Source organism: Nocardioides pyridinolyticus (assembly GCF_054653575.1).
In genome coordinates, this window is record NZ_BAAIFY010000004.1 from 189,381 (window position 1) to 206,016 (window position 16,636).

15 protein-coding genes and 1 pseudogene are annotated in these 16,636 nt (G+C 71.8%); 14 read left to right on the forward strand and 2 right to left on the reverse strand.

Annotated elements, in window-relative coordinates; translation table 11 throughout:
• Window positions 1-14: 14 nt before the first annotated feature.
• From ACYQ0U_RS05690 to ACYQ0U_RS05750, 13 genes and pseudogenes are all read left to right on the forward strand, one after another.
• Window positions 15-1,565: an acyl-CoA carboxylase subunit beta gene (locus tag ACYQ0U_RS05690; RefSeq protein WP_459970451.1), complete on the forward strand. Its 1,551-nt coding sequence runs from the start codon at window positions 15-17 to the stop codon at window positions 1,563-1,565.
• Complete coding sequence (locus ACYQ0U_RS05695) at window positions 1,562-3,436, forward strand: acetyl/propionyl/methylcrotonyl-CoA carboxylase subunit alpha (protein WP_459970351.1); 1,875 nt, start codon at window positions 1,562-1,564, stop codon at window positions 3,434-3,436. The genes ACYQ0U_RS05690 and ACYQ0U_RS05695 overlap by 4 nt, the downstream gene beginning before the upstream one ends.
• Window positions 3,433-4,593: an acyl-CoA dehydrogenase family protein gene (locus tag ACYQ0U_RS05700; RefSeq protein ID WP_459970354.1), complete on the forward strand. Its 1,161-nt coding sequence runs from the start codon at window positions 3,433-3,435 to the stop codon at window positions 4,591-4,593. Before ACYQ0U_RS05695 ends, ACYQ0U_RS05700 begins: the two co-directional genes overlap by 4 nt.
• Before the next feature lie 181 nt (window positions 4,594-4,774).
• Window positions 4,775-5,848: pseudogene (locus ACYQ0U_RS05705) on the forward strand (integrase core domain-containing protein); the annotation flags it as partial.
• A gap of 323 nt (window positions 5,849-6,171) precedes the next feature.
• Window positions 6,172-7,404, forward strand: a complete 1,233-nt coding sequence (gene dinB / locus ACYQ0U_RS05710) for a DNA polymerase IV (RefSeq protein WP_459970356.1) — start codon at window positions 6,172-6,174, stop codon at window positions 7,402-7,404.
• Window positions 7,405-7,439: 35 nt separating this feature from the next.
• On the forward strand, window positions 7,440-8,465 hold the full coding sequence (locus tag ACYQ0U_RS05715) for a YihY/virulence factor BrkB family protein (protein WP_459970359.1): 1,026 nt from the start codon (window positions 7,440-7,442) through the stop codon (window positions 8,463-8,465).
• Between the two features lie 27 nt (window positions 8,466-8,492).
• Window positions 8,493-9,956 (forward strand): protein adenylyltransferase SelO, encoded by a 1,464-nt coding sequence (locus tag ACYQ0U_RS05720; RefSeq protein ID WP_459970361.1) that lies wholly within the window; start codon window positions 8,493-8,495, stop codon window positions 9,954-9,956.
• 162 nt (window positions 9,957-10,118) lie between these two features.
• Window positions 10,119-10,970, forward strand: a complete 852-nt coding sequence (locus ACYQ0U_RS05725; RefSeq protein WP_459970363.1) for an STAS domain-containing protein — start codon at window positions 10,119-10,121, stop codon at window positions 10,968-10,970.
• Complete coding sequence (locus ACYQ0U_RS05730; RefSeq protein ID WP_459970365.1) at window positions 10,970-11,365, forward strand: STAS domain-containing protein; 396 nt, start codon at window positions 10,970-10,972, stop codon at window positions 11,363-11,365. The genes ACYQ0U_RS05725 and ACYQ0U_RS05730 overlap by 1 nt, the downstream gene beginning before the upstream one ends.
• Window positions 11,346-11,759 carry an anti-sigma regulatory factor gene (locus ACYQ0U_RS05735; RefSeq protein ID WP_459970367.1) on the forward strand — a complete coding sequence of 138 codons (414 nt, stop codon included), beginning with the start codon at window positions 11,346-11,348 and terminating at the stop codon, window positions 11,757-11,759. The genes ACYQ0U_RS05730 and ACYQ0U_RS05735 overlap by 20 nt, the downstream gene beginning before the upstream one ends.
• Window positions 11,756-12,769, forward strand: coding sequence for an ATP-binding protein (locus tag ACYQ0U_RS05740; protein ID WP_459970369.1), 1,014 nt, complete (start codon window positions 11,756-11,758; stop codon window positions 12,767-12,769). Before ACYQ0U_RS05735 ends, ACYQ0U_RS05740 begins: the two co-directional genes overlap by 4 nt.
• The gene (locus ACYQ0U_RS05745; protein WP_459970371.1) at window positions 12,766-14,106 is read left to right on the forward strand and encodes an ATP-binding protein; all 1,341 of its coding nucleotides are present in this window, start codon (window positions 12,766-12,768) and stop codon (window positions 14,104-14,106) included. The genes ACYQ0U_RS05740 and ACYQ0U_RS05745 overlap by 4 nt, the downstream gene beginning before the upstream one ends.
• Window positions 14,103-15,656, forward strand: coding sequence for a SpoIIE family protein phosphatase (locus tag ACYQ0U_RS05750; RefSeq protein WP_459970373.1), 1,554 nt, complete (start codon window positions 14,103-14,105; stop codon window positions 15,654-15,656). The genes ACYQ0U_RS05745 and ACYQ0U_RS05750 overlap by 4 nt, the downstream gene beginning before the upstream one ends.
• On the opposite strand, the gene ACYQ0U_RS05755 is transcribed toward ACYQ0U_RS05750, so the two are convergent.
• Window positions 15,646-15,903: a hypothetical protein gene (locus ACYQ0U_RS05755; RefSeq protein WP_459970375.1), complete on the reverse strand. Its 258-nt coding sequence runs from the start codon at window positions 15,901-15,903 to the stop codon at window positions 15,646-15,648. The two genes, ACYQ0U_RS05750 and ACYQ0U_RS05755, sit on opposite strands and share 11 nt — an antisense overlap.
• A 111-nt stretch (window positions 15,904-16,014) precedes the next feature.
• Between ACYQ0U_RS05755 and ACYQ0U_RS05760 the strand changes: the two genes are divergently transcribed.
• On the forward strand, window positions 16,015-16,377 hold the full coding sequence (locus ACYQ0U_RS05760; RefSeq protein ID WP_459970378.1) for a YciI family protein: 363 nt from the start codon (window positions 16,015-16,017) through the stop codon (window positions 16,375-16,377).
• A 15-nt stretch (window positions 16,378-16,392) separates the two neighbouring features.
• Here the strand turns inward: ACYQ0U_RS05760 and ACYQ0U_RS05765 are convergent, their stop codons facing one another.
• Window positions 16,393-16,626: a hypothetical protein gene (locus ACYQ0U_RS05765; RefSeq protein WP_459970380.1), complete on the reverse strand. Its 234-nt coding sequence runs from the start codon at window positions 16,624-16,626 to the stop codon at window positions 16,393-16,395.
• Window positions 16,627-16,636 lie beyond the last annotated feature (10 nt).

Here is a 16,636-nt window from a genome sequence, read left to right on the forward strand (position 1 = left end):
CTCGGCGCGAGGCGATGCTGGAGAAGGTCGCGAGCCTCGACGCCGAGCACGCCAAGGCCGTCGCGGGCGGAGGCGAGAAGTACGTCGACCGCCACCACGCCCGCGGCAAGCTGCTCCCGCGCGAGCGGATCGAGCTGCTCGTCGACGAGGGCTCGGCCTTCCTGGAGCTGTCGCCGCTGGCCGCGTGGGGCTCGGACTTCCCGGTCGGCGCGAGCGTGGTGACCGGCATCGGTGTCATCGAGGGCGTCGAGTGCATGATCACCGCCAACGACCCCACGGTGAAGGGCGGCGCCTCGAACCCGTGGACGGTGAAGAAGATCTTCCGGGCCTCGCAGATCGCCGAGGAGAACGGGCTGCCCACGGTCTCCCTGGTCGAGTCCGGCGGCGCGGACCTGCCGACGCAGAAGGAGATCTTCATCCCGGGCGGCAAGCTCTTCCGCGACATCACCCGCGCGAGTGCTCGCAAGGAGCCGACGATCGCGCTGGTCTTCGGCAACTCCACGGCCGGCGGGGCCTACGTGCCCGGCATGTCCGACTACACCGTGATGGTCCGGGAGCAGGCGAAGGTCTTCCTCGGCGGCCCGCCGCTGGTGAAGGTGGCGACCGGCGAGGAGTCCGACGACGAGTCGCTCGGCGGCGCCGAGATGCACGCCCGCACCTCGGGCCTGGCCGACTACCTCGCCGAGGACGAGCTCGACGCGATCCGGATCGGGCGGCGCATCGTGGCGCGGCTGAACTGGCGCAAGGCGACCCCGGCGCCGGCCTCCTGGGCCGAGCCCGACGAGGACCCCGAGGGCCTGCTCGACCTGATCCCGACCGACCTCAAGGAGCCGTTCGACCCGCGCGAGGTCATCCGCCGGATCTGCGACGGCGTGTCGGACACCAACGGAACCGTCTTCGACGAGTTCAAGCCGCTCTACGGCACTTCGCTGGTCACCGGCTGGGCCAGGCTGCACGGCCGGCCGATCGGCATCCTGGCCAACGCCCAGGGCGTGCTGTTCTCCGAGGAGGCCCAGAAGGCCACGCAGTTCGTGCAGCTCGCGAACCAGACCGACACCCCGCTGCTCTTCCTGCACAACACCACCGGCTACATGGTCGGCAAGGACTACGAGCAGGGCGGCATCATCAAGCACGGCGCGATGATGATCAACGCGATCAGCAACTCCACGGTCCCGCACCTGAGCGTGATCATGGGCGCGTCGTACGGCGCCGGCAACTACGGCATGAACGGCCGCGCCTTCGACCCGCGCTTCCTGTTCACCTGGCCGTCCGCGAAGTCCGCGGTGATGGGCCCGGCCCAGCTCGCCGGCGTGCTCGAGATCGTCGCGCGCCAGTCGGCCGAGGCCAACGGACAGGAGTTCGACGCCGAGGGCTTCCAGGGGATCAAGGACCTGGTCGAGGCCCAGATCGAGGAGCAGTCGATGCCGTACTTCCTCTCGGGGATGCTGTACGACGACGGCGTCATCGACCCGCGCGACACCCGCACGATCCTGGGCATCTGCCTGTCCGTCATCGAGAACCTGCCGATCGTCGGCACGGACCGATTCGGGGTGTTCCGGCCATGACCAAGCGCACCATCAGTCGCCTGCTCGTGGCCAACCGGGCCGAGATCGCGTCGCGGGTCTTCCGCAGCTGCCGCACCCTGGGCATCGAGACGGTGGCGATCCACTCCGACGCCGACGCGGACCTGCCCTACGTGCGCGAGGCGGACGCCGCCGTACGCCTCCCCGGCAACACGCCCGCGGAGACCTATCTGCGCATCGACCTCGTGCTCGACGCGGCCCGCCGCTCCGGCGCGGACGCGATCCACCCGGGCTACGGCTTCCTCTCGGAGAACGCCGACTTCGCCCGTGCCGTCGAGGACGCCGGCCTGGTCTGGGTCGGTCCGGCGCCCGAGTCGATCGAGGCGATGGGCTCGAAGATCCGGGCCAAGGAGATCATGCGTGCCGCCGGCGTCCCGGTGCTCGAGGCGCCCGCGGACCCGACGGCGGCCGACCTGCCGCTGCTGGTGAAGGCCTCCGCCGGTGGAGGAGGCCGCGGCATGCGGATCGTCCGCCGGCTCGAGGACCTGGCCGGCGAGATCGCGGCCGCCGAGGCCGAGGCCGCGTCGGCGTTCGGCGACGGCACGGTCTTCGTCGAGCCGTACGTTGAGCACGGCCGCCACGTCGAGGTGCAGGTGGTGGGCACCCGCGTCTTCGGCGAGCGGGACTGCTCGCTCCAGCGCCGGCACCAGAAGGTCGTCGAGGAGGCCCCTGCGCCGGGGCTCTCCGAGGAGGTCCGGTCCGCGCTCCACGACGCGGCGCGGAAGGCCGCCGAGGCGGTCGACTACCGCGGCGCCGGCACGGTCGAGTTCCTCTACGACCCGACCACCGAGCGATTCTTCTTCCTGGAGATGAACACCCGCCTCCAGGTCGAGCACCCGGTCACCGAGCTGGTGCACGACGTCGACCTGGTGCAGGCGCAGCTGTCGGTGGTCGAGGAGGTTGCCCTGCAACCGTCTCGGAACCCCGACGGCCATGCGATCGAGGTCCGGCTGTACGCCGAGGACCCGGCCGCCGACTACCAGCCGCAGAGCGGCCGGCTGACGACGTTCGAGATCCCCCTCGAGGACGGCATCCGCGTGGACGCCGGCTTCGAGACCGGCAGCGAGGTGTCGACGCACTACGACGCCATGCTGGCCAAGGTGATCGCGCACGCGCCGACCCGCGAGGCCGCGGCCCGCAAGCTCGCGTCGGTGTTGAGCCGCGCGCGGATCCACGGGCTGGTGACCAACCGGGACCTGCTGGTGCAGGTCCTGCGGGACCCGGCCTTCCTGGCGGGCGACGTCAGCACGGACTTCCTGTCCGACTACACGGTGAGTAAGGCACAGGACGAGGGCGCAGCGGTCGCCGCGGCGATCGCGCTGGCCGAGCGGGCCCAGGAGGCGCGCACGGTCCAGCGCGGCATCCCGGTCGCGTGGCGCAACGTGGTGTCGCAGCCGCAGCGCACGGTCTTCGAGGAGTGCACGGTGGAGTGGTACGGCGCCTCCGCTGGCTACCGCGTCGACGGCCACGCCGTGGTCGCCGCGGGCCGGGACGCCGTGACGCTGGAGACCGACGGGGTGCGCACGACGTACCGCATCAGTGTCGACGGAGCCGCTGTCGACGTCGACAGCCCCCGCGGGCACGTCCGCCTCACGCGGGTCCCGCGGTTCGTCGACCCGGCCGCGCAGGTCGCGAGCGGCAGCCTGCTGGCACCGATGCCCGGCACGGTCGTCAGCGTGGCCGTCGAGGCGGGACAGCAGGTCGAGGCGGGCCAGCCGGTGCTCGTGCTCGAGGCGATGAAGATGCAGCACACGGTCAGCGCGCCGCACGCCGGCGTGGTGTCCGAGATCGACGTGAAGCCCGGCGCGCAGGTCGCGGCCGGAGAGGTTCTGGCAGTGGTGGAGGAAGCGTGAACGCGTTCAGCGAGACCGAGGAGCGCCAGGAGCTCCGCAAGGCCGTGGCCAAGCTGGCCGGGAAGTACGGCCGCGAGTACTTCACCGAGAAGGCCCGCTCCGGTGGCAAGACCACCGAGCTCTGGCTGGAGATCGGAAAGAACGGCTACCTCGGCATCAACATCCCCGAGGAGTACGGCGGTGGCGGTGGCGGCATCGGCGACATCGCGGCCGTGTGCGAGGAGCTGGCGGCCCAGGGCTGCCCGTTGCTGCTCATGGTCGTGAGCCCGGCGATCTGCGGCACGATCATCACCCGCTACGGGACGCCGGCGCAGAAGCAGCGGTGGCTGCCGGGGATCTGCGACGGCACCGGCACAATGGCCTTCGCGATCACCGAGCCCGACGCCGGGACCAACACCCACAACATCACCACGACGGCGCGTCGCGACGGCGACGAGTGGGTGCTCAACGGCCGCAAGATCTACATCTCCGGCGTCGACGAGGCGGACAACGTGCTCGTCGTCGCCCGGGCCGAGGACGCCCGGACCGGCAAGGTGAAGCCGGTGCTGTTCGTCGTCCCCACCGACGCCGAGGGCTTCGAGTTCACGGCCATCCCGATGGAGATCGTCAGCCCCGAGCTGCAGTTCCAGGTGTTCATCGACGACGTCCGGCTCCCCTCCGACGCGCTCGTCGGCGACGAGGACGGCGGCCTCGTGCAGCTGTTCGCCGGGCTGAACCCGGAGCGCATCATGGCCGCGTCGTTCTCCACCGGGCTCGCGCGGCACGCGATCGACAAGGCGGCGGCGTACGCCAAGGAGCGCACGGTGTTCAAGGACGCCATCGGCTCCCACCAGGCGATCGCGCACCCGATCGCGCAGGCGCACATCGAGACCGAGATGGCCCGGCTGATGACCCAGAAGGCCGCCGCGCTCTACGACGCCGGCGACGACATGGGCGCGGGCGAGGCCGCCAACATGGCCAAGTACGCCGCTGCCGAGGCCGCCTGCCACGCGGCCGACGTCGCGGTGCAGACCCACGGCGGCAACGGCATCACCCAGGAGTACGGCGTCGCCGGCCTGCTGGTCGCGACCCGGGCCGGCCGGATCGCGCCGGTGAGCCGCGAGATGATCCTCAACTTCGTCTCGATGCACTCGCTCGGGCTGCCCAAGTCCTACTGACCGCTGTAACGCCGGGTTGTTCGCTCTACCCACCCCGGTGCAAGCCCGTGGGAACAGCAGGTAACCCGGCGTTACAGCGGCCGGTGTCATGTCGCAGGACATCGGTGACGAATCTCCATCAGGACATCGGTGACACTTTAAATCGTCTTGGTGGTGACACTTCTGCCCCGAGGCTTCGGCGGTGGCAGCCAGTGAACCCATCGATCCCCGTGTCCGTCTCGCGATCTCCCAGTGGCCCGATGACGCACCGCGCGGGGCGGTCTCGACGTTCTGTGCCGAGCACGGCATCTCCCGCAAGTCGTTCTACGAGCTGCGCAAGCGCGCCAAGACCGAGGGACCGGCCGCGGTGCTCGAGCCCCGCACCCGCCGACCGAAGACGAGCCCCTCGAAGCTGACCGAGGCGGTCAAGGCCCAAGCGGTTCAGGTGCGCGCGGCGCTCGAGGCGTCCGGGCTGGACCACGGGCCGATCAGCGTGCACGACAAGATGCACGCGATGGGCCTGGACGTGGTGCCCTCGGTCGCGTCGCTGGCTCGGATCTTCCGCGAGGCTGGCGTTGCCCGACTCGAGCCGAAGAAACGACCTCGCTCGGCCTGGCGGCGGTTCGTCTACCCGGCCCCGAACGCGTGCTGGCAACTGGATGCCACCGAGTACGTCCTGACCGGTGGCCGCAAGTGTGTGATCTTCCAGCTCATCGACGACCACTCCCGCTACGCCGTGGCGTCCCACGTCGCCTGGGGCGAGACCGTCATGGACGCGATCAAGGTGGTCGACAAGGCCATCGCCGCCCACGGTGTCCCGCAACGGCTGCTGTCCGACAACGGACTCGCGCTCAACCCCTCGCGGCGCGGGTACCTGGGCCAACTCGTCGACCACGTGTCGCGGCTTGGGGTCGAGCCGATCACCGGGAAGCCGTACAAGCCGACCACCCAGGGCAAGAACGAACGCTTCCACCAGACTCTGTTCCGCTACCTCGACAAGCAGCCGCTTGCCGAGTCGCTGGCCGAGCTGCAGGCTCAGGTCGACGCCTTCGACCACATCTACAACACCGAACGTCCGCACCAAGGGCTACCGGGCCGCGTCACACCGTTGGCGGCATGGGAAGCAACACCGAAGGCCAACCCGCCCCGCCCCAGCACTGATCAGAAGCCATGGTTCGAGCGGCCCGTGCCGCAGCGGTACATGCACCCGCAACCACCCCCGCCGGCCGAGCTGCCAGCCGACACCCGCATCCGGAAGGTCAGCACCGGCGGCACCGTTCACGTGGACAAGGTCTTCTACAAGATCGACGTCGACCACGCCTTCAAACAGGTCCTCGTCATCACCGAGGGCACTCAGCCCGGAGACAAGATCACCATCACCGACCTGCAAGGCGAGATCCTCGCCGAACACGTCCGACCCGCCGTCGGGATCAGCTACGTCGGCAACGGCCGACCACCCGGAACACGTCCGAAGAACCCCCAAGTGTCACCGAAGTCCTGACACATCAGGTGTCACCGAAGTCCTGATGCAGAACTGTCACCCATGTCCTGAGACATCACACGTTACAGCGGCCGGGACACTTGCCTTCAATCGAACATGTGTTCGATCATGAGCGGGTGATCCTGCACGCCGACCTCGACTCGTTCTTCGCCTCGGTCGAGCAGCGCGACGACCCGAGCCTGCGCGGGCGGCCGGTGATCGTCGGGGGCGGGGTCGTGCTCGCGGCGAGCTACGAGGCCAAGGCGTGCGGGGTGAGGTCCGCGATGGGCGGGCGCCAGGCGAGGCGGCTCTGCCCGGAGGCGATCGTGGTGCCGGCGCGCTTCTCGGCGTACGTCGAGGCGAGCAAGCGCGTCTTCGAGATCTTCGACGACACCACGCCGCTGGTGGAGGGCATCTCCATCGACGAGGCGTTCCTCGACGTCGGCGGCCTGCGCCGGCTGGTCGGGCCGCCCGAGCAGATCGCGCACGACCTGCGCGTGCGGGTGAAGGACGAGGTCGGTCTCCCGATCTCGGTCGGCATCGCCCGCACCAAGTACCTCGCCAAGGTCGCGAGCGCGGTCTCCAAGCCCGACGGGCTGCTCGCCGTACCCCCCGAGGGCGAGGAGGCGTTCCTCCACCCGCTGCCGGTCGAGCGGCTCTGGGGGGTCGGCGCGGTGACCGCGACCAGGCTGCACGCCGACGGCATCCGCACGATCGGCGAGCTGGCCGCGCGCGAGGAGGTCGAGCTGAGCGCGACCGTCGGCAAGGCGGCCAGCCGGCACCTGTGGGCGCTGGCCAACCTGCTCGACCCGCGGCCGGTCGAGGTCGGCCGACGGCGCCGGTCGATCGGGTCGCAGTGCGCGATCGGGCGGCCGGGGAGGAAGAAGGACCGGATCGAGCTCGACGCGCTGCTCGCCGGCCTGGTCGACCGGGTGTCGCGGCGGCTGCGTGCGGGGGAGCGGATCGGGCAGACGTTCACGCTGCGGCTGCGCTTCGACGACTTCACGCGGGCGACGCGCTCGGCGACGCTGGCCCACTCGACCGCCACCACCGCGACCTGGCTGGAGACCGGCCGCCGGCTGCTCGCGGCGGCCTGGCCGCTGATCGAGGAGAAGGGCTGCACGCTGCTCGGCGTCACGATCTCCGGGCTGGCCGACGGGCGGTCGCAGCAGCTCGAGCTCCCGCTGTTCCAGCACGACGTGCACGAGGTGGGCCTCGACGCCGCGCTCGACCGGGTGCGGGACAGGTTCGGCTCCTCCTCGGTCACCCGGGCGGTGCTGGTCGGCCGGCGGACCGGCCTGGAGATGCCGACGCTGCCCGACCCCGGCCCCCCGACGCCGACGGCAACCTGACCGTGGTGGAGGACGATCCCCGCTAGCGTGATCGTGTGGGAAGGGTCCTCGACGGAGCGGATCGCGCTCAGCAGCGGTGGTCCGTGCTCGGCTACCCGCTCGCGGTGATCTACAAGTACTTCGACGACCAGGGCAACTACCTCGCCTCGATCATCACCTACTACGCGTTCATCGCGATCTTCCCGCTGCTGCTGCTCGGCTCCTCGATCCTCGGCTTCATCCTCCAGGGCAACGACGAGCTCCGGAACGACCTGATCGACTCGGCGCTCGCGCAGTTCCCGATCGTGGGCGACCAGCTCGGCCGACCGGAGGGGCTGACCGGCTCGACCCCCGCGATCGTCATCGGTGGTCTCGTCGCGCTCTACGGCGCGATGGGCCTGGGCCAGGCCCTCCAGAACGCGCTCAACGTCGCCTGGTCGGTCCCGCGCAACAGCCGCCCCAACCCGATCCTGCTCCGGCTCAAGAGCCTCTTCCTGCTCGTCACCGCCGGGGTCGCCGTGCTCGCGATCTCGATCCTGTCGACCCTCGCGGCGAACACCGAGGTCCTGGGCGACACCCTGTCGTCCTACCGCTGGCCGATCACGCTGCTCACGGTCGTCGTGAACACCGTCGTGCTCACGGCGCTCTTCCGGGTCGGCGCCGCCCGCAGCCACGACCTCTGGCGGGGTGCCGTGCCCGGCGCCCTCGCCGCCTCGCTGCTGTGGGTCGGACTCCAGCGCCTCGGCACGCTCTACGTCACCAAGGTCCTCACCGAGACCAGCGCGATGAACCAGACCTTCGGCCTGGTCCTCGGCCTCATCGGCCTCCTCTGGCTCACCGCCGTCATCGGCGTGCTCGGCATCGAGGTGAACGTCGTCCTCGAGCGCCGCCTCTGGCCCCGCGCCCTGCTCACGCCGTTCACCGACCGGGTGGCGCTCACCGATGCCGACCGTCGCGCGTACGCCGGCTACGCGCGGGCGCAGCGCCACAAGGGCTTCGAGACCGTCGAGGTCACCTTCACCGACACCCAGAAGCTCAAGCGGCTCGACATCGAGGACGACCACGCCGATCACGCGCCGTAGGAACGCACCCTCGGTACGCTCGACGGAGTGACGACGACTCTCGAGGCCCTCCGGCTCGGCACCCGCTACGCGACCGAGCTCGCGGACCTCGCGCTGCCGTGGCAGGCCGAGGAGACGCCGGACCCGCAGCTGCTCGTGGTCAACGATGCGCTGGCCGCCGAGCTCGGCCTCGACCCGGACGCGCTGCGGACCCCGGACGGCGTGCGCCTGCTGACCGGCACGCTGGTCCCGCCCGGCGCGACCCCCGTCGCGCAGGCGTACGCCGGGCACCAGTTCGGCGGCTACGCGCCACGCCTCGGCGACGGCCGGGCGCTGCTGCTCGGCGAGCTGACCGACCGCGAGGGCCGCGTGCGCGACCTCCACCTCAAGGGGTCGGGCCGCACCCCGTTCTCCCGCGGCGGCGACGGTCGTGCGGCCGTCGGCCCGATGCTGCGCGAGTACGTGGTCAGCGAGGCGATGCACGCCCTCGGCGTACCCACCACGCGGTCGCTCGCCGTCGTCGCCACCGGCCGGCGGGTGCAGCGCGAGACCGTCCTGCCCGGTGCGGTGCTGGCGCGGGTCGCGAGCAGCCACCTGCGGGTCGGCACGTTCCAGTACGCCGCCGCGACCCGTGACGCCGACCTGCTGCGCCGCCTCGCCGACCACGCGATCGAGCGCCACCACCCGGCCGCCGCGTCCGCCGCGAACCGCTACCTCGCTCTCTTCGAGTCGGTGGTCGCCGCGCAGGCCGAGCTGGTCGCGCAGTGGATGCTCGTCGGCTTCGTCCACGGCGTGATGAACACCGACAACATGACGATCTCCGGCGAGACCATCGACTACGGCCCGTGCGCCTTCCTGGAGGCGTTCGACCCGGCCACGGTCTACAGCTCGATCGACACCGGCGGCCGCTACGCCTACGGCAACCAGCCGATGGTCGCCGAGTGGAACCTCGCCCGCTTCGCCGAGACGCTCCTCCCGCTGCTCTCCGGCGACCCGGAGACGGCGGTCGCCCTCGCCACCGAGTCGCTCGGCGCCTTCCGCGCCCGCTACTCCGCCGCCTGGTCCGCCGGCCTCCGCGCCAAGCTCGGCCTCGGCACGCCTGGGCCCGCCGACGACCTGGCCGACGCCCTGGCCGACGAGCTGCTCGAGCTCATGCGCACCAGCCACGCCGACTGGACCAGCACCTTCCGCGCCCTCGCCCCGGCCGCCCGCGGCGACGCCGAGCCCCTGCGCGAACGCTTCCTCGACCTGCCCGCCATCGACGCCTGGCTCGCCCGCTGGCGCGCCCTCGCGCCCGACCCGGCCCTGCTGGTCCGCACCAACCCCGTCTACATCCCCCGCAACCACCTGGTCGAGGAGGCCCTCGACGCCGCCACCGCCGGGGACCTCGGGCCGGTGACGTCGCTCGTGGACGTCGTCCGGGAGCCGTACGCCGAGCGGCCCGGTCTGGAGCGGTACGCCGCCCCTGCCCCCGACGACTTCGGGCGGTACACGACGTACTGCGGCACCTGACCACGTCGTCGAGGGTCGGTGACGAGGCCTCACCCGCACGGGTGGGATCGCCCGACCGGATGCGCATGTCGTGGCCGCGACCAGTAGCGTCCTGTGTCGCCGATGCCTCGCGGCGTGGGTCGATCGACGTCCGTCTCGGAGCAAGCGATGAGGAGTGTCTTGGTGGAGAGTGCGACGAGCGGATGGCCCGAACTCCTGCGAGAGCATCGAGAGGCCGTGGTGTCGGAGTGGCAGGAGATCGTCGGCCGGTCCCTCGCGGGGCGGATGACGGCAGCCGAGTCCGCCCACGACATCGGCGAGATCTTCGACGGTCTGGTCGAGGGAGCCTCCGCCTCCGGGCAGGTCGACGTCCGCGGCACGTCCTTCGACGGGCTCCGCTCCCTGCTCAGCGATCTCGCCCGGGCCCGGGCCCGGCAGGGCTTCACGCCGACCGAGACCGCGGTGAGCGTCTTCGCGCTCAAGGACGCGGTGCTCGAGGTGATCGAGGGGAGCGGTGACGGCGACGACTACCGCGCCTTCGCCGACCTCTCCCGCGTGGTCGACGACCTCGGCCTCTTCATGCTCGAGACGTACGCCGGGGCGCGTGAGGCCGTGATCGCGGAGCAGGCCGAGACCCTGCTCGAGCTGTCCACCCCCGTCGTGAAGCTGTGGGACGGCATCGTGGCGCTGCCGCTCGTGGGCACGCTCGACTCGGCCCGCACGCAGGTCGTGATGGAGGCGCTGCTCCAGGCGCTCGTCGACACCGGCTCCGAGCACGCGATCATCGACATCACCGGCGTCGCTGCCGTGGACACCCAGGTGGCCCAGCACCTGCTCAAGACCGTCCAGGCGGCCCGCCTGCTCGGTGCCGAGTGCATCATCTCGGGCATCCGTCCGCAGATCGCGCAGACCGTCGTCGCCCTCGGGATCGAGCTCGGGGACATCCAGACGAAGGCCAACCTGGCCGACGCGATGCTGCTGGCGCTCCGCCGTTCCGGCGTCGACGTCGTGGCCATCGACCGGGCCGGCCGCTGATGGAGCGGGTCCCGGTCCTGCGGATCGGCGACGTCCTGCTGGTGTCGATCCAGATCGACCTCCAGGACCACATCGCGATCCAGCTCCAGGACGACCTGAGCGAGAGGATCGTCGAGACGGGCGCGAAGGGGGTGCTCATCGACATCTCCGCCCTCGAGATCGTCGACAGCTTCGTCGGACGCATGATCTCGACGACCGCCGCGGTGTCCCGGGTGCTCGACGCCGAGACGGTCGTCGTGGGCATGCAGCCCGCGGTGGCCATCACGCTGGTGGAGCTCGGGCTGACGCTCGACGGGGTGCGTACGGCGCTCGACGTCGACCGTGGGCTGGCGATCCTGGCGTCCTCCTCGGCGAACGCACGACCCGTGGTCGGCGATGACCGGCGCGACGGCTAACGCGACACCGCTGGTCGTCGCCAGCGACGCCGACGTGGTGAAGGTCCGACAGGCGGCGCGCGACCTGGCGGTCGAGGCGCGGCTCTCGATCGTCGACCAGACCAAGCTCGTGACCGCGACCAGCGAGCTCGCCCGCAACACCTTGGTGTACGGCGGCGGCGGCGAGGTGCTCGCCGCCCGGGTGGAACGCGCCGGCCGGACCGGGGTGGAGCTGGTCTTCAGCGACGACGGGCCGGGGATCCCGGACGTCGAGCTCGCGCTCACCGACGGATGGACCAGCGGCAACGGCATGGGCCTGGGTCTCTCGGGCACCCGGCGGCTGGTCGACGAGTTCGAGATCGACACCTCGCCCGGTCAGGGCACCCGGGTACGGATCCTCAAGTGGCGGCGGTGACATCCGCCGCCGAGATCGGCCCCCGTCATGCCGACGACGTCTGGGTCGCCGTCGACGAGGGTGCAGCGGTCGCCACGGCACGACGACGTGCGGCCACGGTCGCGGCGGCGCTCGGCCTCCCGGAGGAGCGGGTCGGTGAGGTCGAGATCGTCGCGAGCGAGCTGGCGACCAACCTGGTCAAGCACGCCGGGGGCGGCGACCTGGTCGTCCGCTCGACCCCGAGCGGCGGCGTCCAGCTGCTGGCGATCGACTCCGGTCCCGGCACCCGGGACCTCGAGGCGCTGATCGACGACGGGGTCTCGACCGCGGGCACCCTGGGCGTCGGCCTGGGCGCGGTGCGCCGGTTGGCGACCAGGCTCCGGGTTTGGGCGGAACCGGCCCGAGGGGCGGTCGTCGTGGCCGAGATCGCCGGTGCGGACGAGGCCGAGGACCCGGTGGGGCGGCTGGTGCGGACGCTGCGGGGCGAGACCGTCTGCGGCGACGTGATCGCGACCCGGAGGACCGCGCGCGGGTGGCTCCTCATGGTCGCCGACGGGCTGGGGCACGGGACGCTCGCCGCCGAGCCGGCTCGACGCGCCGCGGTCGTGCTGGAGTCGTCCGTGTCGGAGGATCCCCGCGATCTCGTCCAGCGGATGCACTCCGCACTCGGAGGCACGCGCGGAGCGGCGGTGGCGGTCAGCCGGGTGGACCTGGACAGCGGGGTCCTGACGCATGCGGCCGTCGGCAACATCAGCGGTCGGCTGGTCGGCGCGGGTCAGCGCCCGCGGACGCTCATCTCCCAGCCCGGGATCGTCGGGCATCGCCTGCCGCGGGTCGTGGAGAACCGGCACCAGCTCGACGACGTCGACCTCGTGGTGCTCCACAGCGACGGACTGACCGAGAAGTGGGACGCGGCCACGCTCCCGGTGCCGGGACGTCACGGCGCCACCGTGTGCGCGGCGGTGCTGCTGCGCGACGCGGGCACGCGGAGGGACGACGCGAGCGTCCTGGCCCTGCGAGTGACGTCGTGAGCTCCGGAGAGCCCGAGGCGCTGCTGGTCATGACCCTCGGCGAGGACGCCGACGTCTTCGCCGCCCGTCAGGTCGGGCGCGAGCTGGCGACCGAGGTGGGACTCGACCGGATCGACGCCACCCGGTGGGCGACCGCCATCAGCGAGCTCGCCCGGGAGGCGGCCGGCGCGGGCGGCGCCCGGCTCTCGTTCGCGGTACGCCGCGGGACCGATCTGGTCGTCACGCTGACGCACACGCGGCTGCCTCGCCACGCCGCGAGCATCCGGGCCGCCGAGCGGCTGGTGGACTCCCTGACCTATGCCGAGGCCGACGGCGGAGCCGTCGTGGAGCTGGCGAAGTCCGCCGCGGCCCCCTTGGCAACCGCCGACCTCGACCGGCTGCGGACGGTGGTCGCCAGCCAGTCACCGGCGAACCCGATCGAGGAGATGCGACAGCAGAACGAGGAGCTCGTCGCTCTCCTCGACACCGTGCGCTCGAAGAACGCCGAGCTGGAGAGGCTCAACCGTGAGCTGGAGGAGACCAACCACGGGGTCATGGCGCTCTACAACGAGCTGTCCGGGGAGCTCGAGCGCACGAACCAGGGGGTCGTGGCGCTCTACGCCGAGATCGACGAGAAGAACGAGCAGCTCACGGCGGCCAGCGAGGCCAAGAGTCGCTTCCTCCGCAGCATCAGCCACGAGCTGCGGACGCCGGTCAACTCGGTGCTCGGCCTGACCAGGCTGCTGACCGATCCGGGAGCCGGACCGCTGACGCCGGAGCAGACCGAGCAGATCGACTTCATCCGCGCGAGCGCCGCGGACCTCCTCACCCTGGTGAACGAGCTGCTCGACCTGGCCAAGGCCGAGTCCGGACGCCTCGACCCGGTGTTCCAGGACCTGCCGGTGGACGTCCTGTGCGACGAGCTCCGCAGCCTGGCGAGCCCGCTCCTGCGCGAGGGCGTGCAGCTGCTGATCGAGGACGTGCCGCCCGGGATGGTGCTGCGGACCGACCCGGACCTGCTGCGCCACGTGACGCGCAACCTGCTCAGCAACGCGGCGAAGTTCACGACCCACGGCTCCGTGCGCGTCGAGATCGAGCAGGACGAGGACGAGACCCTCCTCAGCATCGCCGACACCGGCCTGGGCATCAGCGAGGAGGACCAGGCGCGGGTCTTCGAGGAGTTCTTCCAGGCCCGGACCTCCCTCCACGCGACGGCGAAGGGCACCGGGCTGGGCCTCCCGTTCGCGCAGCGCGTGGCCCGGGCCCTCCAGGGGGCGATCGAGCTCCGGAGCACCCTAGGGGAGGGCAGCCGGTTCACGATCCGCCTGCCCCGCCGGCCCGAGGAGACGAGCGCGTGACCACGCCCCGGATCCTCGTCTGCGACGACACCCCGGCGAAGCGGTACGTCCTCACGAGCTGGCTCCGGCGTGCCGGCTTCGCGGTCCTCGAGTGCGCCACCGCCGGCGAGGCCGTGGCGCTGCTCCAGACCGAGACGATCGACCTCGCGGTCCTGGACGTGCACCTCCCCGACGGCAGCGGCCTGGACATCACCCGCACCATCCGCTCCGACGCCGCGCTGGCCTCGACGCCGGTCATCCACGTCTCCGCCGTGGCCCGCGAGCTCGTCGACAAGGTCACGGCGCTGGACGAGGGCGCGGACGCCTATCTCGTGGACCCCATCGAGCCGGACGAGATGATCTCGACCGTGCGCGCCCTGCTGCGCTCCTCGAGCGCCCGGAGGGACGCGGAGCTGCTGGCCACCCGCCTGGCGCGCCTCAACCGGGCCGCTGTCCGCCTCAACGTCGCGGCCAGCATCCTGCGCCTGGTCGAGGCGACGGCCCGCGCCGCCAACGAGGTCCTCGATGCGCCGGCCGTGGCGCTTCACCTGGACGAGCAGGGCGAGGCCTGGTGGGCCACCGCCACCGGGAGCGAGCGGACCGTCACCTCCGGCGTGGTGCCTCAGGAGAAGACCGCACCCCTCCTCGCGCAGCTCGGTGCGGACGTGGAGGTGGTCGACCCCGAGTCCGGGTGGAGCGAGCACCTGCCGGCCGCGCACGGCGACTGGCTGGTCTGCCCGATCCGGATCGACACCGCCCTGGTCGGCGTGGTCACGGTGCCCGTGGGATCGCCGGACGACCGTGACGGCCAGGCCGTGCTGCTCCAACGGCTCGCCCAGGCCGCCGCGGTCGCGATCGAGAACCTGCGCACGCTGGCCTTCGAGCACCGGACGGCCCTCACCCTGCAACGGAGCCTGCTCCCGAGCGTGCTGCCCGAGCCGGTCGGTGTCGGGCTCGCGGCGCGGTACCGCGCCTCGCAGCAACGCGTGGAGATCGGTGGCGACTTCTTCGACGCCTTCGAGGTCGACGACGAGTGCATGCTGGTGATCGGCGACGTCCAGGGGCACTCCCTCGAGGCGGCGGTCGTGATGGCGGAGCTGCGCTACTCGCTGCGCGCGTACGCCTTCGAGGGCCACGACCCCACGGTCATCGCCGATCTCCTGGACGACCTCCTGGACCGCTCCGGCTCCGAGCTGATCGCGACGGTGTGCATCCTCGTGCTCGACCGCAGCCGGCGACAGCTGCGGGTCGTGACCGCGGGCCACCCGGCTCCGATCCTGGTCCGGGCCGGTGTGCCGCGGCTGATCGAGGAGCGGGGCCCCCTGCTCGGCGCCGGCATCCGGGGTCGTGAGGCCGCGGTCCGCGACGTGTCACCGGGCGACCGCCTCGTGCTCTACACCGACGGCCTGGTCGAGCGCCGCGGCGAGGACCTCATCGCCAACACCGAGCGCCTCGTCGATCAGGTGGGCGCCTTCCGGGGGAGCCCCCACGGGCTGGCCGACGCGCTCCTCGCCACCTGGGGCGACAGCCCGGACGACGTGGCGCTCCTCGTCGTCGACATCACGAGCTGAGCCACACGAGCGCCACCGCCAGCAGGACGGCGGTCGAGAGCATCCCGAGCGCGAACGACCGCCACGCGTGGGAGCCACCGGCCACCGCGGCGACCAGCCCGGCGAAGACGAACGACACCGCGAGGGCGGCGTCCCGGGCGGCGTCGGTCCAGAGCCAGCCGAGGAGGAGGCCGGCGGGGAGGCCCACCAGGGCGCCGTACCCCCAGCGGGGAGCGGGGCGGTCGGGGACGGTCCGGATCTCGCGCACGCGTCGAGTCTCGCACCGTGCGAGGTCGAGGCGGCTGTCGTATCCGTCGGGTGCGGTTCGTGGAGAGGATGAGGATGGTCAGCGGGACCGTCCACCGCGAAGGAGACCGACATGACGCACTACCTGATGTCCGTGCACGGCCCGGCCGACGGCGGCGAGTTCGGCAGCTACGGTTCGCGCGAGGAGATGGAGCAGGCGTTCGCCGACACGGGCGCCTTCAACGAGCGGCTCAAGGAGCAGGGCTACTGGGTGTTCGCCGGGGGCCTCCAGCCGTCGACCACGGCGACCGTCGTCGACGGCCGGGGCGAGAAGCCGCTGATCACCGACGGCCCCTACCTCGAGACCAAGGAGCACATCGGCGGCTTCTGGGTCATCGACGCCCCCGACCTCGACGTGGCGCTGAGGCTCGCGGCCGAGGGCTCGAAGGCCTGCCGGGGTCCGGTCGAGGTCCGGCCCTTCGACGGTCTCGCCTGAGGCGGCGCGGTCGGGTCAGCTCCGGCCGTGGAGCCGGCGGTACAGCTCGATCTCGGAGTGGATCCGGTGCGGCACCGGGGCGCCCAGCCGGGTGATGGCGGCGGCGTACCCCTCGAGCGCGGCGAGGAGGTCGGCGCGCAGCGGGTTCACCTCGGTGCTGCGGGCCCCGACCCGGCGCGCCTCGTCCAGCCGCTCTCGGGCGACCGAGATGTCGCGCAGGTGGGCCGAGAGCTGTTCCTGCTCCGCCATGGGTCACCGT